The sequence below is a fragment of the Salmonella sp. SAL04214 genome, assembly GCF_046550615.1.
In the GTDB taxonomy this organism is placed as follows: domain Bacteria; phylum Pseudomonadota; class Gammaproteobacteria; order Enterobacterales; family Enterobacteriaceae; genus Salmonella; species Salmonella enterica.
Genome location: NZ_JBGDXT010000011.1, coordinates 22192 through 45052, shown reverse-complemented (window position 1 = coordinate 45052; position 22861 = coordinate 22192). Strand labels below are relative to the sequence as shown.

At 50.2% G+C, this 22861-nt stretch carries 20 protein-coding genes; 5 read left to right on the top strand and 15 right to left on the bottom strand.

The window, feature by feature from the left end; translation table 11 throughout:
- Positions 1-129: 129 nt before the first annotated feature.
- Positions 130-1131 (top strand): L,D-transpeptidase family protein, encoded by a 1002-nt coding sequence (locus tag ACLJQD_RS17740; protein ID WP_017441005.1) that lies wholly within the window; start codon positions 130-132, stop codon positions 1129-1131.
- A gap of 66 nt (positions 1132-1197) precedes the next feature.
- Here the strand turns inward: ACLJQD_RS17740 and ACLJQD_RS17735 are convergent, their stop codons facing one another.
- The 11 genes from ACLJQD_RS17735 to ttrB form a co-directional block, all read right to left on the bottom strand.
- Positions 1198-1437 (bottom strand): major outer membrane lipoprotein, encoded by a 240-nt coding sequence (locus ACLJQD_RS17735; protein WP_017441006.1) that lies wholly within the window; start codon positions 1435-1437, stop codon positions 1198-1200.
- 80 nt (positions 1438-1517) lie between these two features.
- Positions 1518-1757: a major outer membrane lipoprotein gene (locus ACLJQD_RS17730; protein WP_017441007.1), complete on the bottom strand. Its 240-nt coding sequence runs from the start codon at positions 1755-1757 to the stop codon at positions 1518-1520.
- Between the two features lie 82 nt (positions 1758-1839).
- Positions 1840-2076: a murein lipoprotein Lpp gene (gene lpp / locus ACLJQD_RS17725; protein ID WP_001082307.1), complete on the bottom strand. Its 237-nt coding sequence runs from the start codon at positions 2074-2076 to the stop codon at positions 1840-1842.
- 310 nt (positions 2077-2386) lie between these two features.
- A complete protein-coding gene (pykF, locus tag ACLJQD_RS17720) occupies positions 2387-3799 on the bottom strand; it encodes a pyruvate kinase PykF (RefSeq protein WP_000751447.1) in 1413 nt (470 codons plus the stop codon).
- A gap of 401 nt (positions 3800-4200) precedes the next feature.
- Positions 4201-5544: an APC family permease gene (locus ACLJQD_RS17715; protein ID WP_000756093.1), complete on the bottom strand. Its 1344-nt coding sequence runs from the start codon at positions 5542-5544 to the stop codon at positions 4201-4203.
- A 21-nt stretch (positions 5545-5565) separates the two neighbouring features.
- On the bottom strand, positions 5566-6459 hold the full coding sequence (locus ACLJQD_RS17710) for a proline iminopeptidase-family hydrolase (RefSeq protein ID WP_017441008.1): 894 nt from the start codon (positions 6457-6459) through the stop codon (positions 5566-5568).
- A gap of 58 nt (positions 6460-6517) precedes the next feature.
- Positions 6518-7255, bottom strand: coding sequence for a glutamine amidotransferase (locus tag ACLJQD_RS17705; RefSeq protein WP_017441009.1), 738 nt, complete (start codon positions 7253-7255; stop codon positions 6518-6520).
- 11 nt (positions 7256-7266) lie between these two features.
- On the bottom strand, positions 7267-8493 hold the full coding sequence (locus ACLJQD_RS17700; protein WP_000471823.1) for a PfkB family carbohydrate kinase: 1227 nt from the start codon (positions 8491-8493) through the stop codon (positions 7267-7269).
- Positions 8494-8815: 322 nt separating this feature from the next.
- A complete protein-coding gene (gene ttrA / locus ACLJQD_RS17695) occupies positions 8816-11878 on the bottom strand; it encodes a tetrathionate reductase subunit TtrA (RefSeq protein WP_017441010.1) in 3063 nt (1020 codons plus the stop codon).
- The gene (gene ttrC / locus ACLJQD_RS17690) at positions 11871-12893 is read right to left on the bottom strand and encodes a tetrathionate reductase subunit TtrC (protein ID WP_017441011.1); all 1023 of its coding nucleotides are present in this window, start codon (positions 12891-12893) and stop codon (positions 11871-11873) included. The genes ttrA and ttrC overlap by 8 nt, the downstream gene beginning before the upstream one ends.
- Positions 12894-13628 carry a tetrathionate reductase subunit TtrB gene (gene ttrB, locus ACLJQD_RS17685; protein ID WP_001523928.1) on the bottom strand — a complete coding sequence of 245 codons (735 nt, stop codon included), beginning with the start codon at positions 13626-13628 and terminating at the stop codon, positions 12894-12896.
- Between the two features lie 181 nt (positions 13629-13809).
- Here ttrB and ttrS point away from each other — a divergent pair, with 181 nt between their 5' ends.
- From ttrS to fumD, 3 genes are all read left to right on the top strand, one after another.
- Positions 13810-15588 (top strand): tetrathionate respiration histidine kinase TtrS, encoded by a 1779-nt coding sequence (ttrS, locus tag ACLJQD_RS17680; RefSeq protein WP_001214406.1) that lies wholly within the window; start codon positions 13810-13812, stop codon positions 15586-15588.
- Positions 15563-16183 (top strand): tetrathionate respiration response regulator TtrR, encoded by a 621-nt coding sequence (gene ttrR / locus ACLJQD_RS17675; protein ID WP_000190927.1) that lies wholly within the window; start codon positions 15563-15565, stop codon positions 16181-16183. The genes ttrS and ttrR overlap by 26 nt, the downstream gene beginning before the upstream one ends.
- 97 nt (positions 16184-16280) lie before the next feature.
- Positions 16281-16493 (top strand): fumarate hydratase FumD, encoded by a 213-nt coding sequence (gene fumD / locus ACLJQD_RS17670; protein ID WP_000165779.1) that lies wholly within the window; start codon positions 16281-16283, stop codon positions 16491-16493.
- A gap of 95 nt (positions 16494-16588) precedes the next feature.
- On the opposite strand, the gene mlrB is transcribed toward fumD, so the two are convergent.
- The 4 genes from mlrB to ACLJQD_RS17650 all read right to left on the bottom strand — a co-directional run bounded on the left by mlrB (position 16589) and on the right by ACLJQD_RS17650 (position 22058).
- Complete coding sequence (mlrB, locus tag ACLJQD_RS17665; protein WP_017441012.1) at positions 16589-17548, bottom strand: transcriptional regulator MlrB; 960 nt, start codon at positions 17546-17548, stop codon at positions 16589-16591.
- 171 nt (positions 17549-17719) lie between these two features.
- Positions 17720-18448, bottom strand: coding sequence for a MerR family transcriptional regulator (locus tag ACLJQD_RS17660; RefSeq protein WP_000122320.1), 729 nt, complete (start codon positions 18446-18448; stop codon positions 17720-17722).
- A 178-nt stretch (positions 18449-18626) separates the two neighbouring features.
- On the bottom strand, positions 18627-19265 hold the full coding sequence (locus ACLJQD_RS17655; protein WP_000666335.1) for a two component system response regulator: 639 nt from the start codon (positions 19263-19265) through the stop codon (positions 18627-18629).
- A gap of 30 nt (positions 19266-19295) precedes the next feature.
- Positions 19296-22058 (bottom strand): two component system sensor kinase, encoded by a 2763-nt coding sequence (locus tag ACLJQD_RS17650; protein ID WP_017441013.1) that lies wholly within the window; start codon positions 22056-22058, stop codon positions 19296-19298.
- Positions 22059-22458: 400 nt separating this feature from the next.
- Here ACLJQD_RS17650 and spiC point away from each other — a divergent pair, with 400 nt between their 5' ends.
- Positions 22459-22860, top strand: coding sequence for an SPI-2 type III secretion system protein SpiC (gene spiC / locus ACLJQD_RS17645; protein ID WP_001562740.1), 402 nt, complete (start codon positions 22459-22461; stop codon positions 22858-22860).
- Position 22861 lies beyond the last annotated feature (1 nt).

The following is a 22861-nucleotide window of genomic DNA, read 5'->3' as shown; positions in this document are numbered from 1 at the left end:
TGTCAAATCCTTTGTCGGACGGCGACGTCGCTTTATCCAGAGTGGACAGAGCGTATATTTTGTTATTCTGATAAGCGAAGCGCTACCAGTCGTCGCAGAGGGCATCACCAGGAATACAGGAGGTTTGGTATGAAACGTGCGTCTTTCATTACGCTAACTATTATCGGCGCGTATAGCGCGTTACAGGCAGCCTGGGCGGTTGATTATCCATTACCGCCCGAAGGCAGCCGTCTTATTGGTCAGAATCAAACCTATACCGTACAGGACGGTGATAAAAACCTGCAGGCTATCGCCCGGCGTTTTGATACGGCGGCGATGCTCATTCTTGAAGCGAACAATACGATTGCGCCGGTGCCTAAGCCCGGTACGCTAATTACCATTCCCTCGCAGATGCTATTGCCGGATGCGCCCAGGGAAGGCGTTATCGTCAACCTCGCGGAGCTACGGTTGTATTATTACCCGCCGGGAGAAAACCGCGTTCAGGTGTATCCCATCGGCATCGGTTTGCAGGGACTGGAAACTCCCGTCATGGACACCCGGATAGGGCAAAAGATCCCCAACCCGACGTGGACGCCGACGGCGGGCATACGCCAACGTTCGCTTGAGCGGGGGATCACGCTGCCGCCGGTGATCCCTGCCGGGCCAAATAACCCGCTGGGACGCTATGCGCTGCGTCTGGCGCACGGTAATGGGGAATATCTCATTCATGGCACCAGCGCGCCGGATAGCGTGGGTCTGCGCGTGAGTTCCGGTTGCATTCGCATGAACGCGCCGGACATCAAAGCGTTATTTGCGCAGGTCAGAACGGGGACGCCGGTAAAAGTGATTAACCAGCCGGTGAAATTCTCTGTCGAGCCGAATGGCATTCGTTATGTAGAGGTACACAGGCCGCTATCGCCGGAAGAAGAGCAAAACGTGCAGACGATGCCTTACGTGTTGCCTGCGGAATTTACCGCGTTCAGAAACGCACAAGGGGTGGATAGTCGCCTGGTCGATAAGGCGCTATACCGGCGAGCCGGGTATCCAGTCAGCGTGAGCGCCGGGCAGACGCCAGCGGTAAATACGACCGCAGTCGAATCCGCTCAGAATGGTTTTGTCGGGGAAGAGGGGCAAACGCGCGCGACGCAGTAGCCTTCGCAGCAAACGACGGACAAAAAAATGGCGCACGATGTGCGCCATTTTATATCGTGCGTCAAATCATTTACAGATGCGGAATACTTTGTTGTCCAGACGTTGGTTAGCGCGAGCAGCATCGTCTTTAGCAGCCTGAACGTCGGAACGCATTGCATTTACGTCATTACTCAGTTGCTCAACTTTAGCGCTTAGCGTCTGTACATCGGAAGATAACTGATCGATTCCAGCGTTGCTGGAACAACCTGCCAGTAACGTGGAACCCAGAACTGCTGCACCTAAGATCAGCTTGTTAGTACGGGTCATAATAATATCCTTATATTATGAGTGGTTATGTGGGTAAAGAAATGGCGCACGATGTGCGCCATTTTATATCGTGCGTCAAATCATTTACAGATGCGGAATACTTTGTTGTCCAGACGCTGGTTCGCGCGAGCAGCATCGTCTTTAGCAGTCTGAACGTCGGAACGCATTGCATTTACGTCATTACTCAGTTGATCAACTTTAGCGCTCAGCGTCTGTACATCAGAAGACAACTGATCGATTTTAGCGTTGCTGGAACAACCTGCCAGTAACGTGGAACCCAGAACTACTGCACCTAAGATCAGTTTGTTAGTGCGGTTCATAACAATAACCTTATATTTTGTGTGGTTATATAGGTAAAAAAAATGGCGCACGATGTGCGCCATTTTTATTACGCAGGTACTATTACTTACGGTATTTAGTAGCCTGGTTGTCCAGACGCTGGTTAGCGCGAGCTGCGTCGTCTTTAGCAGCCTGAACGTCGGAACGCATTGCGTTCACGTCGTTGCTCAGCTGGTCAACTTTAGCGTTCAGAGTCTGAACGTCAGAAGACAGCTGATCGATTTTAGCGTTGCTGGAGCAACCAGCCAGCAGAGTAGAACCCAGGATTACCGCGCCCAGTACCAGTTTAGTACGATTCATTATTAATACCCTCTAGATTGAGTTAATCTCCATGTAGCGTTACAAGTATTACACAAACTTTTTTATGTTGAGAATATTTTTTTGATGGGAATGCACTTATTTTTGATCGTTCGCTCAAAGAAGCATCGAAATGCATGAAAGTCCCTAAAAAACCGAAAGAAAACAGGGGGCTTCCATCGGATTCTTCTTAGATAATCCGCAATTAGATAGTAAAATCCGATTTGATTTTTTTATTAATAGTGGCTATCGATTAAATAAAAAAAGCGCCGGAAGGGCGCTTTTTTAAACAAATTAATTCACACAACAATTATTACAGTACGTGAACAGAGGCGGTGTTAGTGGTGCCGCTTGGAACCAGCGCGCCGGAGACCATCACTACGACGTCGCCTTTCTGGGCGAGGCCGCTTTGCAGGGCGACATCTTTGCCCAGACGGTAGAAATCATCAGTAGAATTGATTTCTTTCACCAGCTGCGATACCACGCCTTTGCTCAGTACTAACTGACGGGCGGTCACTTCATTGGTGGTCAATGCCAGGATGGTGGCGTCCGGGAAGTATTTACGCACGGCGCGAGCGGATTTACCGCCCTGGGTCGCTACCACGATCAGCGGCGCTTCCAGTTTTTCGGCGGTTTCTACCGCGCCGCGGCATACTGCTTCCGTAATGCGCAGTTTACGGCTGTCGTTGTTGTAGTCCAGACGGCTGTTCATGACGCGGTCGGTACGTTCGCAGATGGTCGCCATGATAGAAACGGCTTCCAGCGGGTATTTCCCTTTTGCGGATTCGCCGGACAGCATAACCGCATCCGTACCGTCGAGGATGGCGTTCGCAACGTCGCCTGCTTCTGCGCGGGTCGGACGCGGGTTTTTGATCATAGAATCCAGCATCTGAGTCGCGGTGATCACGACTTTACGTGCGCGGATACATTTTTCGATCATCATTTTCTGCGCAAAAATCACTTCTTCAACCGGGATTTCTACGCCCAGGTCGCCACGCGCAACCATGATGCCGTCGGAAGCTTCGAGAATTTCATCGAAGTTGTTCAGGCCTTCCTGGTTTTCGATCTTAGAGATAATCTGGATGTTTTCGCCGCCGTGGGCTTTCAGATGCTCGCGAATTTCGACAACGTCAGAACGTTTACGGATAAAGGACGCAGCAACAAAGTCAACGCCCTGTTCGCAACCGAAGATCAGGTCCTGTTTGTCTTTTTCAGCCAGCGCCGGCAGCGCAATAGAAACGCCCGGCAGGTTAACGCCTTTGTTCTCGCCCAGATCGCCGTTGTTCAGCACCTTACAAATGACTTTATTGCCTTCGATGGCGGTCACTTCCATACCGATCAGACCATCGTCAACCAGGACGGTGTTGCCAACGCTCAGGTCGCTGGTGAAGCCTTCATAGGTGACGGCAACGATTTCATTATTACCGACCACGGATTTGTCGGTGGTAAAAGTAAAGGTTTGACCCGCTTTCAGCGAAACGTCGTTACCGCCTTCCAGTTTAATGGTGCGGATTTCTGGTCCTTTAGTATCAAGCAGAATAGCGGCTTTTTTACCAGTTTTGCTCATCACGTTGCGCAAGTTCTGGATACGCTGACCGTGTTCTGCATAATCGCCATGAGAGAAGTTCAGACGCATCACGTTCATGCCCGCGTCCAGCATTTTGCTTAACATCTCTTCGGATTCGGTTTTCGGACCGATAGTACAAACAATTTTCGTCTTTTTCATGACAGTCTTAGTCTTTAAGTTGAGGAGGATATGGAAATCTGGCTTCGGGCGCGCACGGCCCGGAAGCTAAGCCTGTGTTGCTAAAGTGATGATGCCTCGCTCTAAGGATAGGTGACATCGAAAGAGCGTGCAGAGGAATGTGTGCTCGCGTTTCAGCCCAACGGGAAGGGGATAATTTTAGTCGTTGAGTTTTACAGTCCAATGCGCTGAAACCATTCAAGAGACAATTGGCGCGCATTATACGCTGAAATTTACAAAAAAGGAAAATGAAAACCCTGTTTCAAAAGACATCTGTGCAGATCCACAACGGTTTGTTATTACGCCGTTTACGATGTCGCTGGCGATGACGCCGCCCGAACAGGGGCGGCGTTGCGCAACAGCGGGTGTTGTTGCGCATAATGTCAATCGAGCAACTTTTTGCCTTCCAGGTCGATGGCGATGTTTTGGTTGTGTGCTTTTCGGTAGCACAGTATCGCTATCCCGATCGCCGCCCAGCTAATTCCGAGTATCAGAGCGTGAATGTTCATGTTTAAACAGACGTAGCCGATGACGATCATCCCCATGATCGGCGAAATGACATGGGCGAAAATGCGCCGCTGGGCTTTCATCCGGAAATTGAACAGGATAAACACACACAGGTTCACGACAAAAAAAGCGAAAAGCGCGCCAAAGTTCACCAGCGTGGAGATAGATTCAATCTTGCCGGAAAACAGGTAGCTGAGCAGCAGGGTGACGCCGCCGGTAAACAGAATGGCATAATCCGGCGTTTTACGCGTGGTATGGACGTGAGCGAGGAAGGCGGGCAACATTCGGTCGCGCCCCATTGAAAATAACACTCTGGACACCGCCGTTTGCGCGGTAATAATGTTGCCGACGGCGCACACAAACGCCACAATGATGGAAAATGCCACTTTGAGCCAGATACCGCCAACGTTGCCGGCAATGGTGAAAAATGCTTCATTCGTCGCATTACCTTCCGCGAAGCGGTCGACGTTACCGGTGGCGAACGCCGCAAACGCCACAACGATAATAAACAGTACCGTCGCCAAAACTAACGCCAACAGCGTTGCTTTACTGACGGCGCGTCCCCCGCCTTCGCTTTCTTCACTTAATGTACTGATAGCGTCAAAGCCGAGAAAATTCAGCGCAGCCACCGAAATCGCCGTCGCGATGAGCCCTGGGGTGAACCACTGTGAATCGAAAAAAGGCCGGAAGGAAAGCGTTATCTGACTACTGTCCAGCATCATCAGACGGACAATGAGTAGCACGAAAATCGCCAGAATACCGAGTTGAATAAAGACCAGTAACTTATCAAATTTCGCCGTTTGCTGTATCCCGAGATAGTTGACTCCGGTGCCAATAGCCACATAAATCAACGGCCAGACCCAGACAGGGATTTGCGGTAAAATAGCGTGGACCGCGACGCCGCCCAGCACCGCCACGAGCGTAGGGAACAAAAGATAATCCAGCAGTAATATCCATCCGGTCAGAAACCCTACGGCGGGATTAATGCATACGCCAGCATACGCATAGGCCGAACCCGACGAGGAGATATGCTGCGATAAGGTAGAGTAGCTGTACGCGGTAAAAAACATCGCGATCGCGCCAATAATATAAACCAGCGCAACCATACCGTGCGAAAGATTATAAACGACGCCATAAAGAGAGACTGGCGCGATAGGCACCATAAACACCAGACCATAAAGCACTAAATCGGTAAGAGACAATTTTTTGACTTTTTTCATGATAAATACCTTAATGGCTTTTTATGCCAGATCGCGTAAAAACGCGCTTACCGCTGCGAGGCAGGGCGCGATATTTTCTTCATGTGGGTTATGGCTGCTGCCGGGAATAGTGACCGCGCGGCAGTCTGAAATGTGAGAGAGCAGCGGAGAGACGACGCGCTCGGTTGCCTGATCGTTTTCGCCGCGCAGTACCAGAACAGGACAGCGTATCTGGCACAAATGGGGCGTAATATCCCAGTCGGCAAGTTTGCCATTTACCGCCAGTTCATTGGTTCCCCATAAAATGTGATAACCCGTAGGGTCGGCGGCGAACTGCGCATTAGATCGCTGAACATGAACGGCTTCTTCCGCGAGGGTATAAACGTGCCTGGCATAATAAGCGACCAGCTGTTCCGGTGGGTTTTGATAAATGACGGCGGGCATAATGACGTTTTTGATATCGTCATCGGACATTGGCGTCAGAGCGTTAAAGAGCCGTATGGCTTCCTGTTGCCACAGGGCGATACTGGCCGGCGAACTGGCCAGAATCGTCCCGCGAAGCCCGGCAGGCTGTAAGCAGGCGTGCTCTGCGGCAAGCATTCCGCCCCAGGAATGTCCCAGTATCGAATACCCGTGCCCAATACCCAGGTGATGAATTAATTGGGTTAATTGACGGAGATAACGCGCAATAGTCCAGAAAGACGCGTCGGCATGAGGAAAATGCGTTGAACGACCGCAGCCATATTGATCGTAAAATATTACCATGCGCCCGTCATCAGCCAGATGGCGATAATTTAATAAATAATCAAAGCCGCCAGAAGGGCCGCCGTGAAGGATAATGAGCGGCGTGAGTAATGATTTTCTGTCTCCATAAATCCGATAGCTTGTCAATATGTTTTCAGAAAACATTTCGCCATAGAGATAAGTATCATTCATATTCTTAATGACTCAGTGTGTGGCAGGGCAGGCGAAATTTATATTCGCCTGGATAATATTATTTTTTTATTGTGTGTAAAACATTACACCAGAAGGTGGCGTAATGTTCCCATTGCAGAAACTGCGGACTTCCCCAGTGCGGCGAACAATCACTGGCAAAGCAACATACTTTCCCTTTATGGTGAGTACCCATAACTAACAGTGGATCGCCATTAATTTCAGCAAGGACCTGACTATTTTCTTTGGCGATAAGCTTGTTATAGCCCAACAGCGGCGGCCATTCGCTAAATGGCTGGGTAATAACATGCTCTACCGCAGTATTTACTGCTTTACATCCTTGCGGTAGTTCTACGCGGTCATCTACATCCAGCATATCAACCGGCAATACCTCTGCCAGAACCGTATTTTTATAATTGGCTTTTGCTTCTATTCCCATAAAGGATAAATACCCGCCGATCATCAACAGACCGCCGCCCTCAGCAACATAATCGGCGATAAGTTGTAATGCATCAGGAATAATGTCCATATTATAAAACGTTCTGTTTTGTAACAGGAACGTATTGCTACCGATATCACTGATGACGATCGCATCATAGCAGGCTAATGCTTCGGCAGTTTGTAGAAAACGAGTTTGCACAATATGGGCAGGCATGTAGTCTACATCGATATTACCCTGGCGCAAGCAGGATAATAAATAGTCTGCGCCTTCTTCATATTTGCTCGATGTAAAGCTATCAAAACCTTTAGAGTGAATCATATGAATGTGCCATGATTCGCCAATAAATAAAATTTTCATTATGTCACCTGTTAATTAATGTTAATGACTTTATTAGATTGGGTACGCATTCGATGTAAAACCTGCAAGTGCTGAGGCATACTCGACGCACCGACTTGTTCCACCGCCAGAGAAGCGAAAGCGGAGGCATATTGAATGGCTGCGACCATGTCTGCTTGTCGCGCCAGCGCGGCGGCTAAGGCGCCATTAAAAGCGTCACCGGCCCCGGCGGCATCTTTTACCACGGCGCTCCACGCAGGAATGTACAACGTGCGGGCGTGCTCACAGAGCAGAGATCCACGGGCGCCAAGGGTAATGATGACTTTTTTCACCCCGGATTGCAGAATAATATTTCCGGCTTTTTTCGCATCATTAATATCAGTAATGGTTACGCCGGATAAAAAAGAGGCTTCAGTTTCATTCGGCGTGATGATGTCAATATCAGATAATAAATGCGTCACCTGTTTCGTATAGGGGGCAGGATTTAGCATGATCATTTTATTTTCTTGTTTTCCCAGGCGAATAAATTCAGTCAACGCTTCAATGTTCGTTTCGAGCTGCATTAACATAACGTCAGACTCGGCGATATAACGGTGTTGCTCGTTAATCTCTTGCGTGGTGAGCATCATATTGGCGCCAGGGTAGATGGCGATAATATTATCGCCATCCACGGCGGAGACATAGATCAATGCGCTACCGGTGGGCGCTTTATCTGTTTGATACGCGCTGTATGAGGTGATGCCTGATTGAATAATATGATTCATAGCAAATGCGCTGAACTGATCTTTGCCCACTTTAAAAATAAAATGCGCCGCAGCGCCGGCATTGTTTGCCGCTAAAGCCTGGTTGGCTCCTTTACCTCCAGGATAGAATCCAAATTGACTGGCCAGAATGGATTCTCCGCTTTGTGGAAACCACGGCACGGTTGCTGAAACATCAATATTGAATGAACCTAAAACACACACCTTGCCTGCTTTTTTTGTGTTTTCCCGGCGCAGTTTTGCATCCTGATGGATTGGCGTGGCGATAGTGCTGGAGATATCAATCTTATTTTCAGTGATAAGCTTACTCAGCGCGTCACGGTTTAAAATCCCTCCGCCATAGCAACGCTGAAGCATACCTGATTTCTGGAAATAGCGTAGATCGGAACGAATAGTCTCCTGGCTAACCTTATAAAGGTCTGAAAGTTTACTGACGCTAACACTATTATCCTTTATCAGTAAATTAATGATGGCATGACGTCTTTCTTCTTTAAACATATTGCCTCCGGGTAGTGAGTTGAATTGTATTTATGGCAATGTTGTCATGCGGTGAATTCAATCACAGATTATGCGGTCAACCGGAAGTAACCCCAAATGAATGTCAATAATCAGAAGCGCAGCCAATGTGTTAAATATTAATTGCTTACAGAAGGGGAAAATAGTTTTGTGAGTGTTGTCATATATTTTCTATGTAATATGACGGGGTGAACGTAAAATAGTTGGGCTTGCACGATTCAGTGAGTATATGCAGCCGGACAGCGTTCGCTTATCAGTCGCTACCCTCGACGAAATAAGACGATATCGCTCTCCGGCCCGGGGGTTATATACGCTCGATTTTTGCCGGCAGCCCCTGACGTACTGCCGCGCCAGAAACCCAGTCGAGCCAGGTGTTGGTAATGGTTCTTGTCGGATCGGCAAAGCCCAGATCGTTAAGATTTATGCCTGCCCTGATTTGTGGATCATACGGCATAGGCACGCCATCCAGAGAGTGCTGCGTTGCGCCCATCTCGCGGTGGCCATATCCGTGTTCGATGGCGATGACGCCTGGCATCACGCCATTTAACAAACTGATTTGCGCCACGACCTGACCGCCCGGCGTAATGATCCGTACCCGATCGCCATGTTGCAGTCCATAACGCTCGCCGTCTTGCGGATTCAGCGCCACCAGGTTTGCTGGCTTCACATGGTGTAAGCGCGGGATGACGGCTGTTGAGCTGGACATGGTATTTGATTTAAATGAAATCAGTTTCAGCGGCCATTGCCCAATGGGAAACTGGTCGTCAATCGCACGACCATCTGACAAACGCGCCGGATACCAGACCGGGCAACCGCTGAAGCGCTCCCCGGTGATGGCGTGACGGTGGGCGGCGACATCTGCATTCCAGATCTGTAAGGGTTTTTTCCACGCGTTACCTAACCGTTGCTCCGTATAGCCGCTATCTTCGGGCGCAAACCGGCCGCCACGCGAGTAGATAAACGCCACGCGACCGACCTCATCAGCTTTAAGCGTGTGCTGAATTGCTGGCAGAATGCGGCTGACGCCGGTAAGCGAAATATCTTCCTGATTTGCCGGCGCGACCGGCGTCTTGCCCATAAAGGCGATATTAGCGGCTACGCGCAGATAGAAGTCTTCCGCCCGGTTCAGTGGAAAAGTATTGCCCTGCGGATCGGTTATCGCCCGGTCGCCGAAGCCGGGCAGACGGAGCCGTTTTGCTACCGCAATACAAAATGCTTCCATTGAGACAGGTTGCCCGTCCGCCGTTCGGTGAGTGGCGGGGGCGACAACTGGCCAGCGGGCGGTAGTGGCTTTACTGGCTACGCCGCCCCAGGGCGCCGTAAAGCCCCAGCTCTCAAAATTGTGCGTATCCGGCACAATGTAATCCGCCAGCGCCGTCGTTTCATTCATAAAGGCGTCAATTGCGATAAAGAGCGGCAGTCGGCGAGGGTCTTTTAGCTTTTCTTCCGCCACGGCGCGTAGACCGGGAACACCGTAAAACGGGTTGCTCATATTGGAAATCCAGGCTTTAAGCGGATAAGGATAGCCTTCGAGCGCGGAGGTCAACAGTTCGGTAAGCTGGCCTGCCACAAAGGGATACCACGGCGCTTTGGCTGGATAAGGGGATTGCCCACCGGCAATTTTGTCGCGGTATTCTTCCGATGCTTCATAAGCGGTTTTGCTACGGGCAATACTTAACCCGGACGGTTTCACTTTTCCGGCAAAACTGTTCATGTTGTAGCGGGGGCCGTCGCTAACGCCGTTGAATTTGCCGCCGCCGACAAAGACGCCGCCGGACAAGCTGAGGTTGCCGATCAGCGCGTTAAGCATCATGACCGACCAGGCGTTATAAAACCCATTGCCGGCCATCATGCCGCCGTGACTGATGACCGCAGCTTTACGTCCGTGACTGGTAAAGGTTTCCGCCAGCGCGATAATTTGCGCTTCCGGCACGCCGCACTGTTCGCTGTATTGCGCCAACGAGAGCTTTTCTGCCGCCTCTTTCAGGCGTTGCAACCCGCTCTTCACCGTGACCCGTTGGCCGTCGGCGAGCGTAACGTACTGCGTCACGAAAAGCCGTGCCTGTCGGCAAGTGGATGCATCGACCAACTCGCCGTCGGTATTCAGTACGACAGGGGTCTCTTCGCCATCGGGCGTAAGATGGCGCAGCGTCAGGTGTTGTCCGGCAAGCGTCGGCAGTTCATCCGCAATGACCAGGTGCGTGGCGTTGGTCCAACTTTGCTCGCCGGCCTGCTGCATCGCCTGTACGCCGGGAATCGCCAGATAATCAGCATTATAACGTTGATTATCCATGATCCAGCGGATCATCCCCATTGCCAGCGCCGAATCGCTGCCGGGCATGACCGGTTGCCAGCGACCGCGAGGATCGGCGAGCACCGTTGATAAGGGGAGGGCGGGGGCGACCACGACGTATTGAAAATTCTCACGCAGCCGGGCGCTCGCCAACTGACGCGCCTGGCGTTTAAAGGGATTACCGGACTGTGCCGGGGAGGTGCCCATAAAGAGCGCAAACTCCACGTTTTCCCAGTCGGGTTTGACATGCGGGTTTTTATCCAGATCGCCCATCAGCGCCCCGGAGCCGGCCCGGTAAGCCAGTCCACAGTAGGCGCCATGCGCGCCGAAATTCTTGCTGCCGAAGCTATTTAGCGCAAAACGACGCAGAAACGCATCGCGGCCTTCGTCGCTGGTATTCGTGACCAGTAACTGATTGGTTTTGGGCCCGAAACTGGGATGCTTTGCGTCAATTGGCGTATCCGGCGCATGAATCGCGCGCAGTCCGTCCACATGACCTTCGCCAAACAGATCGCCGCCTTCCACGACTTCTTCAATAAGCTGCTCAAAGCTGATGCGCTGCCATTTCCCTTCGCCGCGTTTACCCACGCGTTTCATTGGTTCAAGCAGCCGCAGCGGACTGTACAGGCTTTCCAGCAGCGTGGCGCCGCGCGCGCAGGCGGTTGAGCGGGCGTCAAGACCGCTTTCTCCCGCCAGTTGCTCCATGGCTTCGCTAAAAGGCACGGACGAGTCAATCGGGTGTTCCTGCGACAAGGGGTGATAGGGATTGCCGGCGATGCGTATCACTTTGCCATCGGCATTTACCCGGGCGCGGATACCGCACTGTGTCCAACAGCCGAAGCATTGCGTCATGGCGATGGTTTGTTGTGGATTTTGCTGCCAGTGCGTTTGCGCCTGCGCCTCCGGAATTAACGCATTGCCAAAGATGCGGTCGCGCGTTACCTTGCCGGACGTCCCGTTTAACAGGCCATCAATTGCGCGTTTCGCCACATCACGGTAGCTCAGACCAAAAGTGACCATCCCACCGACGGCGAGACCGACTTTTAGCCACTGACGACGGGTTAAATTAGCCATGTTGTAATCTCCTGGTGAGTCCATTCAGCGTTTCACGAATAATAATCAGTAGCGCTATCCACAGGCCGAAGGTGCCGAGAATAGCCAGCCAGCCATCCGTTCCGCCTGGTAACGAGTAAGGGTTAAATTGCGCGTTAAACTTGGGTACGGTTTGTACCTGAATCAACAATGTCCAGCGCATCAGCCAACATAGCGCCAGCGCGCTCAGAACCAGCAGGACGCGTCTTAGTTGCGATAACGGATGACGTAGCGCCAGGCTACAGAACAGCAGTGTGCATACCCACAGCGCTAGCCAGCCGACAGCGTAATATTTGGCTGACAGGGCGACGGAAATCCACTGACGGATTGCTGTGCCGGAAAGCGTATCGCCGCTAACCCACATGGCCACAACCAGCCCCAGCGCCGCCAGCGTCCAGATTTGTCCCCACAATATTTTTGGCAGCCTTACCGAGTCGCGTCGGGCGGCGACAATCATCAGCGCGAAGAACGCCTGTAAGGCGCTAAGAAACATCGCCACGGGGAAGGCGTAGCTAAACCAGATTGGGCGCGCCAGCACAACGGAGACTTCGCGGCCGGTATAAATCAACAGGCCCACCGCGCAAAGCGCGCTGGCTAACGCCAACCATTTTGTGACGTTGTAACTTTTATTGAATAATCGTTTTATCTGCTGCGCCAGGAACCATAGGGCGAGAAAGCCGGTAAACAGCGGCAGAAATAACGCTCCCCAGGGCATCCACGACCAGGGCGTCGGCCAGGCATAGAAATGCCAGACGCGGGCGGTCTGGTGCAGATCCGCCGTCAGCGCCAGCGGTGCGGTAATCGCACAGGTAATGGCAATCAGTAATGCCCTATTTTCTTCTGTTGCGGCGTCTTTTTTCCGCCAGTGAAGATAACAGGCAAACAGTGCGGCGCAGGCGGCAATGCCAATAAAAAAGAAATATTGTACCGCCCACGGCAGCCAACTAATGTCCTGCGGGTGAGCCAGCACTTCTTCAATGATGAGTGAATGCGTCATTCAGACCTCCTGCCAAAGCGCGGGCTGCGCACGGCCCATTAATGGGGTGACAAAGGCGTCGTCCAGACCCAGGTAAAAAACATGGGGCGACGTGCCGTTTTCCGGCTTTAATACCTTGATAGCGTCGCGATGTTGATGAAGCATGGTGGCGATGCGGCTATGGGGATCTTTGATATCGCCAATAATACGCGCGCCGCCGACGCAGGACTCTACGCAAGCGGGTAACAGCCCGGCTTCCAGACGATGGACGCAAAACGTGCATTTATCGGCAGTTTGCGTTTCATGATTGATAAATCGGGCGTCGTAAGGACACGCCTGGACACAATAGGCGCAGCCGACGCAGCGTTTGTTATCCACCACCACAATGCCATCTTCCCGCTGAAAGGTGGCTTGTACCGGGCAGACCGGCACGCAGGGGGGGTTATCGCAATGGTTGCACAGACGCGGCAATAGCACATTCGTGACTTCCTGACTACCTTCACGCTGGACCTGGTATTGGTTCACGGTCGTACGAAATGCGCCCTGCGGCGTTTGGTTTTCAATAGTGCAACTTACGGTACAGGACTGACAGCCGATACAACGCCGCAGGTCGATAAGCATGGCGTAACGGTGTCGGGGAGAGCCTTCATGCCGCTCCGGCGAAAAAGGAAATTTCGCTTCAGCCAGCGGAACCAGCGAGGCGCCAGCGGTCAGGACGCCGAGCTGCTGGAGAAATTGCCGTTTACTGCTGTCCATATTGACTCCCGTCCACATTGCCAACAATGAAACATTTGTCACGATGTTGGTTCATGTGTAATGAATAAAAAATGTTGATGATTTACAGTGTAAAAATCGAGGCGGGGTGCACTCTATTGTGGTTAACCACATACCCGGCTTGTTGTTGATCTAAAACAACATAATTGACAGGGATATTAGGGTGAGAGGTAAAACCGTAAGGCGCCTGGCGGTGTTGGCGGCAGTAGGGCTACTTTGTCATGGCGCGTGGGCAGGGACGTGGAATATCGGTATTTTGGCCATGCGCGGCGAGGCGTCTACGCGTAGCCACTGGCAACCGTTGGCAAAGACATTAAGCCAACAGCTTCCAGGCGAAACCTTTCACATCCAGCCGCTGGATCTGCATCAAATGCAGGAGGCCGTTAACCAGGGAACCGTGCAGTTTGTGATAACCAACCCGGCGCAATTTGTCCAACTGAACAGCCATGCGCCGCTCCGCTGGTTAGCTTCCCTGCGTTCCACGCGCGATGGGAAAGCGGTGAGTAATGTTATTGGCAGCGTGATTTTGACCCGGCGCGATAGCGGCATCACCACGGCGCATGATCTCATCGGTAAGACAGTCGGCGCGATTGATGCTCAGGCGTTTGGCGGCTATTTATTAGGCTATAAAGCGCTCAGCGACGCGGGCTTACGCCCGGAGCGCGATTTTCATCTTCGTTTTACCGGATTTCCTGGCGATGCCTTAGTCTATATGCTGCGCGAAAAAGCGGTGCAGGCGGCAATTGTGCCAGTGTGTCTGTTAGAAAATATGGATCAGGAAGGATTGATTAATAAAAAGGACTTTATCGCGCTGCTTGCCCGACCGACGCCCCTGCCTTGCTTAACCAGTACGCCGTTATATCCTGACTGGTCGTTCGCGGCGCTACCTGCGGTAAGCGATGCGCTGGCGGATCGCGTAACGCGAGCGCTATTCAACGCGCCCGCCGCCGCGTCATTTCACTGGGGCGCGCCAGCGTCGACCAGTCAGGTGGAAGCGTTGCTGCGTGATGTTCGTCAGCACCCTCAGCAGCGTCGACTGTGGCTGGATGTCAAAAGTTGGTTAATCCAGCACCAGCTAATGGTCGGCGGCGTGATTCTGGCGTTCCTGTTGCTCACGCTCAATTATATTTGGGTCATGCTGCTGGTGCGTCGACGTGGAAAGCAACTGGAACGTAATAGCGTAGTTCTTCATCAGCATGAGCGGGCGCTGGAAACCGCCCGGCAAATGAGCGTGTTGGGTGAAATGACCTCCGGGTTTGCCCATGAGCTTAATCAGCCGCTTTCCGCGATTCGACATTATGCCCAGGGGTGCCTGATTCGACTGCGCGCTGCAGATGAACAGCATCCCTTGCTGCCGGCGCTGGAGCAGATTGACCAGCAGGCGCAACGCGGTGCGGATACTCTGCGTAACCTGCGTCACTGGGTCAGCCAGGCGCAGGGCAACCCGGTGCTAACCGAAGCGTGGAAGGCCATAGCCATTCGGGAGGCGATAGATCATGTCTGGCAATTGTTGCGTATGGCGCAACAGTTTCCGACAGTGACTCTGCATACCGAGGTTAGCGCTGCGCTGCGCGTAACGCTGCCGTCAGTGCTGCTGGAACAGGTGCTGGCGAATATCATTCTTAATGCGGCTCAGGCGGGCGCCACCCATTTATGGATCGTTGCTGAACGCACTGAAAACGGCATCAGCATCGTTTTACAGGATAACGCCGGGGGAATCGATGAGGCGCTATTACGTCAGGCGTTTCAGCCGTTTATGACCACCCGCAAAGAGGGGATGGGCTTAGGGCTGGCGATTTGCCAGCGGCTGGTGCGGTATGGGCGGGGCGATATCAGCATCAGGAACCAGACCGCGCCGGACGGTCTGTCGGGAACGGTGGTCACGATACATTTCTTACATGAACATGGGGGCAGGGATGGCGACAATTCATCTACTGGATGATGATACGGCGGTCACTAACGCGTGCGCGTTTTTACTGGAAAGTCTGGGGTATGACGTAAAATGCTGGACGCAGGGGGCGGATTTTTTGGCGCAGGCCAGTCTGTATCAGGCCGGAGTCGTATTACTGGATATGCGAATGCCGGTACTGGATGGGCAGGGCGTTCATGATGCGTTGCGCCAGTGCGGAAGTACCCTGGCGGTTGTTTTTCTTACCGGGCATGGCGATGTACCGATGGCCGTGGAGCAGATGAAACGCGGCGCCGTCGATTTTCTGCAAAAACCGGTATCGGTAAAACCGCTACAGGCGGCGCTGGAGCGTGCGCTGACGGTTTCATCGGCAGCGGTGGCGCGCCGTGAGATTATACTGTGTTACCAGCAGTTGACGCCGAAAGAGCGTGAGCTGGCCAGCCTGGTGGCAAAAGGATTTATGAACCGTGAAATTGCGGAAGCGATGAATATCGCGGTGCGTACCGTAGAGGTGCACCGCGCCAGAGTCATGGAAAAAATGCAGGCCGGTAGCCTGGCGGAACTGATTAGGCGTTTCGAAAAAATGGCCTCGCCAGAGACCAGAATACGAACAACGTATGAGCCATGAATAATAAACTGCGTTATTTCTTTGATTTGCATCAAATTTTGTTTAATTGAGAAGACTGTTATATTCTGTTGGTTTGAGCTGGCGACGAGTAAAACGTATGACAAAACCGACAAAAGATGACGAACTGTACCGCGAGATGTGCCGGGTGGTGGGCAAGGTCGTGCTGGAAATGCGCGATCTGGGGCAGGAGCCTAAATATATTGTTATTGCGGGCGTGTTAAGAACCGCGCTGGCGAATCAACGCATCCAACGTAGCGCGTTAGAAAAACAGGCTATGGAAACCGTGATTAACGCTCTGGCGCGGTCATAGCCGCTATCAGGGTGGCAATAACGACATCGCCTTTAAATTGTCGCGATTGTCACCATGGCGGGCTGGTTACCCGCCGTTAGCGATGCGCAGGGTTATCAGGTGATGGCTAAGCGCAGCCCTAATGTATCAGGGTACGGCTCAAAATAATTCTGGCTGCGTAGATAGTCATCCGGATGTTCCGCCAGATAGTGCTTCAGCAGCGTTAACGGTGCCAGGATAGGTAGTCGGCCCGCCCGGTAGCCGAGAATCACCTCGCGTAATTCCGCGCGTTGCCTGCTGTTCAACGCGCGGTGAAAATAGCCCTGGATATGCATCAGCACATTGGTGTGATTTTTACGTGAAGCGGGGTGGCGCAGGATAGCCATCAGTTTTTCTCTGTATCGGACAAAGAAGGCATCCAGATCGTCCCACTCATGCAGACGCGCGACGAAAGGGCCAATTTCGCGGTAGCCGGCCTGGTGGTGGGCGAGAAGCTGAAGTTTGTATCGGCTATGAAACGCGAGCAAACTGTGACGACTCAAGCCCTGCGCGCGTAGCGCATTTAATTCATGTAGCGCGAAGATACGTGCGATGAAATTCTCGCGTAGTACCGGATCGTGCAGGCGACCATCTTCCTCTATCGGCAGCCAGGGATATTTGTCCATCATCGCGGCGGTAAACAGCCCCGTGCCAGCTTTGCGGCCCCTGTTACCCTTTTCATCATACAGGCGAACGCGCTCCATTCCGCAACTGGGCGATTTTGCACACACAATAAACCCCGCCAGTTCGCCTATTGTTGGCAGAAACCGATCGGCAAAGGCATTCATTCGCTCGGTGACGTCATCGTGCGGGGCATGGCTATAGCGCATCCGAATGTCGCCACAGGTCGTCTGGATAAGACGCAGCGCAGGGCGGGGCACGGGCAGGCCGATCGCCACCTCCGGACAGATCGGTTTGTAGGTCACCCACGGCGCCAGAGAGTTCATGACAAAATCCATACGCTTATGTCCGCCATCAAAGCGTACCGCGGCGCCAGTCAGACATCCGCTAATGCCGACTACGGGTTTGTTATTCATGATTCCCCCTTATTGAAAGTACGACGACTGACGCCAATGGCGCAAAATGTTATCTCACGCTGATTTAAAACTTACACAACTTTGTTTTTTTGTCTAAGTTTTCGCGGAGATTTTTTTGATGTAGTTAAATATCAATAAGATAGAATGAGGGGAAGAAATCTATTTCAGCGCTTATAGTGTGATAACCTCCAGCGAAGCGACCACGTTGCGCCACTGGGCAAGCTGTTTTTTCTGCCCGGCAGTGAGCTTTCCGGTGGTCACCAGGAACCATTTTCTCTGGGCGAACAGCTCGGGCGCCAGCACGGCTGGTGGAGAGGGAAGCACATTGAGCCGCAGCTCTTGTCCGGTACGAGTCAACGCTTCCAGCCAGATTTCACAGTGATCCGAGAGATGCCATCCGCTAATAAAGGCATTGTTGCCAGGCGCTTTTCTGTCGCCTTCAAGGCAAAAAGAGGTGTAGGCAATAATGATGCCATCCAGTATTTCGCGCAGCGTCATCACGGCGGGAAGATGCGCGGACACTTTGCTGCGCAACGGACGTAATAAATGGGTCACCAGTTCTGCGCGGGGATATTCCCGGCCACAGTCATAAATCAACTGCCGCAGCGCGTCAATTCGCCCTTCGTGGAGATGTTGAAGCATCGTCTCCTGGATCGTTATCCAGTTATCGCCCAGGCGAATGACCGGACGCGACAGTAAGGGTTTGACCTGGCTTATCGGTACGCCTTTTCTCACCCAGTCGAGGATGCTAAGCGCTTGTCGAATATCGTCATCGCTGTATAAGCGATGCCCGCCATCAGTACGCTGCGGTTTCAATAAACCATAGCGTCGCTGCCATGCCCTTAGCGTGGCGGCATTGATACCGCATAGTCTGGCAAATTCGCCGATAGAATACGACATGGTAAAGCCCGTTAAATAAGGGAATTCTACTATATCATGATTAAATGAAGACTAAGGTAGTGATAAATGGTGCGGCATACCAGGGCATCCGTATGGATTTTGTCGATGATGAGCAATACTGCGTGGCGTAAGGCTCATCAAAATATGACCAATGCTTAATACCATCGGATGCCCCTGGTTAATACTCTATTAACCTCATTCTTCGGGCGCAGTTAAGTAACTCTGTCACTTTATGAACCTGTAGCTTTCTCATCATATTCATCCGGTGTGTTTCGACGGTTTTTATACTGATATGTAGCTTTTCGCTGATCCCATGATTGGTATACCCCTCGTCAATAAGTTTAAGAACCTGACGCTCGCGCAAAGTAAGCAGTTGATGATTGGTCGTGTCAGCGTTTAATTCAGCCAGGATAGCTTCCCGATTCAACGTCGGGTCAATGTAACGCTTGTTTACTGCTACTGTTTGCAATGCCGCTAACAGAACTTGCTGACTACTGCTTTTTAAAACATAGCCATTAGCACCTGCGGCTAAAGTTTTAATGGTCATATACTCTTGTTGGTATGCTGTGTAAACCAGAATATTCATTGCTGGCCAACGCTGATGTAATTGAGGAATGATATCCAGGCCATTGATGCCAGGTAAGCTAAGATCAAGGATAAGTATGTCAGGCTCGTATGCGCAACAGGCATTATAAACCTCAAGACCATTTTTAACATGCTCTACAATTTTAAAATGAGGCCAGGGTAATAAAGCATTCATAATGCCGTTAATGATGATTTCATGATCGTCTACTAATAAGATCTTATATTCTTTCATTTTGCTGCCCTCGCGAAAATTAAGATAATATTAAGTAATGGTGTAGTTTTTGAAGATCATACGTATTTTCTGGCGTAAGTCGGTTAGTTCCTCCAGCGCGATGATTTTCCCCATTTTTACGCGATTCTCAATGTCTATGACATAGCTTACCAATTCAGTTTGCCCTATTTGACCTAAACAGCCTTTTAATGTGTGAATTAACTGATCGATTTTTTGTCCAGCCGATACGGCATTTTCAATATCAGCCAGCAAGAGGTCCAGTGATTGGAAAATCTTGCTATTAATGACCATATCATCTGTCGCCAGTAGCGCTGAGCAGCGACTTGGATCCTGCTCCTGTAGCTCTATATTTCGTAAAAGTTGGTATTCTGCGGCAATACTGATATAGCGAGCTAAGGTAGCCAATGTCACTGGTTTGGTAATGTAATGATGAATCCCATTTTTTTTACAACGATGAATATCTTCTGTCGCTACGCTAGCGGATAGCGCCACAAACATGCAGTCAGGATCTAAATTATTCGGCTCATCGTGCCATAATTGTACACATTCAATACCATCTATTTCTGGCATTCTAATGTCAATCAGTACTAAATCGAATCGCTGCTGTTGTGATAAAGTCAGAGCCTCGTTACTACTGGCGGCAATAGTGACGTGTTGGCCCAGGCTGACAAGCATTTTGCCGATGATATCCCGATTAATATCGGCATCATCAACCAAAAGAATCTGCAACTGCCAGGGAGGTAACAAATTATTTATTACTGGTATATTTGGTGTACACAATATTAACTGTTGCGCCAGGTCGTAGAGTTTTCCGGGGAAATACAAAAGCTCTGCGTTGAGAAGCGCATTTTGCTGGTGGGGTGGTTCACCGCGTATTCCCCAGCAAGCCAGTTGGCGATGCAGGCAGAACGGCGCTGACAGTGTCCCTTTAATTGGTTGAGGCGACTGGTATTCTTGTAAGGGTAATGCTAGCGAGACACAGGTTCCAACCCCGGGGACACTTTTTAGTGTCAGATTACCGCCCATCATTTTAGCCAGGCTTGACGCAATAGTCAGTCCAATTCCTGTACCTTGCGAATTCGTGTCTGCTTGATAAAAAGCAGTAAAGATTTGAGACTGCTGCTGTATTTCAATCCCTTTACCGCTATCGCTAACCAGAAATATTAATTGTTCCTCATGACGCTTGACCGTCAGACGTATCCCTCCGGTTTCGGTAAATTTTACCGCGTTCCCGAGTAAATTAACCAAAATTTGCCGTAAACGGATACTGTCGGTATGAAAATAGAGAGGGACATGTTGACCGACAAAAGTACGTAATGACAGTTTTTTGCTTTGCGCCGGCCCCTGAATGGTTTGCATTGCCTGGTCCAGTAACGGCAGTAACGCTGTTTCTTCCATATGTAATGTGAAATGACCAGACTCGATGCGTGAAAAATCCAGCAGATTATTAATAATAGCTAACAAAGACAGTGTACAATTCCTGGCGGTATCAGCTAATCCTTGCTGCTCTATGTTTAAAGGGGTGGTTTGTAATAATTCAATCGCACCGAGTACGCCATTCATCGGAGTACGTAACTCATGACTTATTACCGTAAGATGAATGCTTTTACGTTTGTTAGCTTGCTCAGCGCGTTTTTTTGCTTCATTTAGCGCCTGGGTGCGCTCTGCGACTTTGTTTTCCAGATTGTCGTATTGGACTTGTAGAGTATCAAGCAGTTGGTTAAAAGCACCGGCAATACTATCTAATTCATCCAGTCGTTGTTCTGGTAAACGTGTGCTCAGCGGTGCAGTTGCGGTTTTATTAATGACATCGACAAAACGCCATAACGGTTTGGCCAGTGAGCGATGTAGTAACCAGCAAAAAGCCGACGTCATCAACACCAATGCTGTTAATGTAAAGGGGATTTGTTGAAGGATAATTTTTAAGATGCGATTATGTAGATTACCGTATGGGTACAGCGTAACCAGACTCCATCCGGGGCCATGCAAGGTTGTGCGTAATATCAGAAATCCGGGAATTTGCTGCCATCCATCATGCAGCGTTACATTCTCTAACTGTGTACGTATTTTTGGCGGGATGTATGAAAACGGCAATAAGTGGTTGTTTTGATCCAGCCATACTCGAATACTATCATCTAATGGTAGGTGGCTCTTGGTAATGAGATCGGGAAGTTTAACCGTCACCCCAAAAAATACGCCTTGCTGATCGGCAACCGCAACGGAAGCGTGCCATCCTTTGCCGTTTATGTATTCTGGTTCACTCCAGTAAAACCCGGCATGGGTTGGGTATAAAGGAAAGCTTTTTCGCGTTAAAGGCTGTAGAGTTGAATAATCTGAAGGGTTATCAGTAGATAATAACGAAATCTCATTTTTATGGTTAAGAATAAAACTATCGCGACGAAAGCTTTTTTCATCGATATCAGAGGACTGCAGAAAGAGACGGTGCTTCTCTCCGTTTAGCGTCGGCGTGCAATTTGAAGGACCGACAGAAAGATGCCGGCTCACCTCAGGGAAAATATCGTTATGATGAATCTCAGTCGCTAATGAGCATTGATACATTAAATTTTTAGCGTCACGTTCAGCCTCTTCAAACCGTTGATTGCTTAGTACAATATTCATCTCGGATAGAACGGATAAGTCCTCTATTATATGCTGCCGTTTCTGAACCATTGATATATAAGCTGCGGTAAGCACAGATAGCAGCCAAATAATTATTGTTGTTAATAAAAATAAAAAAGTTAGCCTGATTACTAAAGATGTTTGCAGCGTATTCTTGAGATTGAGCAAATTCATAATGCTTTCCTCCAGTTGCCTGTTGCAAAATCTTTGGCACTTGATCACTATCGCAGTACATATAGTTTCATCAGAAGATTAATCGATGGTGTTATCATTAGGAAGATAAATTTCTTCATATATAACCCAGTCGATGACTACAATTACTTTTTAATAAGGTGGCGATGTAAAAACATCGTAACAGTTTATTTAATAAATAATTTTTCAAATTGTAATTTTTTATGTCAATGCTGAAAGTGTAATTGTGAATTTATCGGAAAATCCGAATGATAGAATCGCCTGTGACAAGGTATATGTAGACAGCATTCTGATATTGTACAAGAAGAGTATAGTCGAAATAAATGTGAATCAGGCTTTTTACGGATGTGGTTGTGAGCGAATTTGATAGAAACTCCCATTTATGTCTGAGGAGGGATTCATGCTGGCAGTTTTAAAAGGCATTCCATTAATTCAGGATATCAAGGCCGAAGGTAATAGCCGATCCTGGATAATGACTATTGATGGGCATCCTGCCAGAGGAGAAATTTTCTCAGAAGCATTTTCTATTTCTTTGTTCTTAAATGACCTGGAAAGCTTACCTAAGCCTTGTCTTGCCTATGTGACACTACTGCTTGCAGCACACCCGGACGTCCATGATTATGCTATACAGCTCACAGCGGATGGGGGATGGTTAAACGGTTATTATACCACAAGTAGTAGCTCTGAGCTTATTGCTATTGAGATAGAAAAACACCTGGCTTTAACTTGCATTTTAAAAAATGTAATACGCAATCACCATAAACTTTATTCGGGTGGGGTATAAA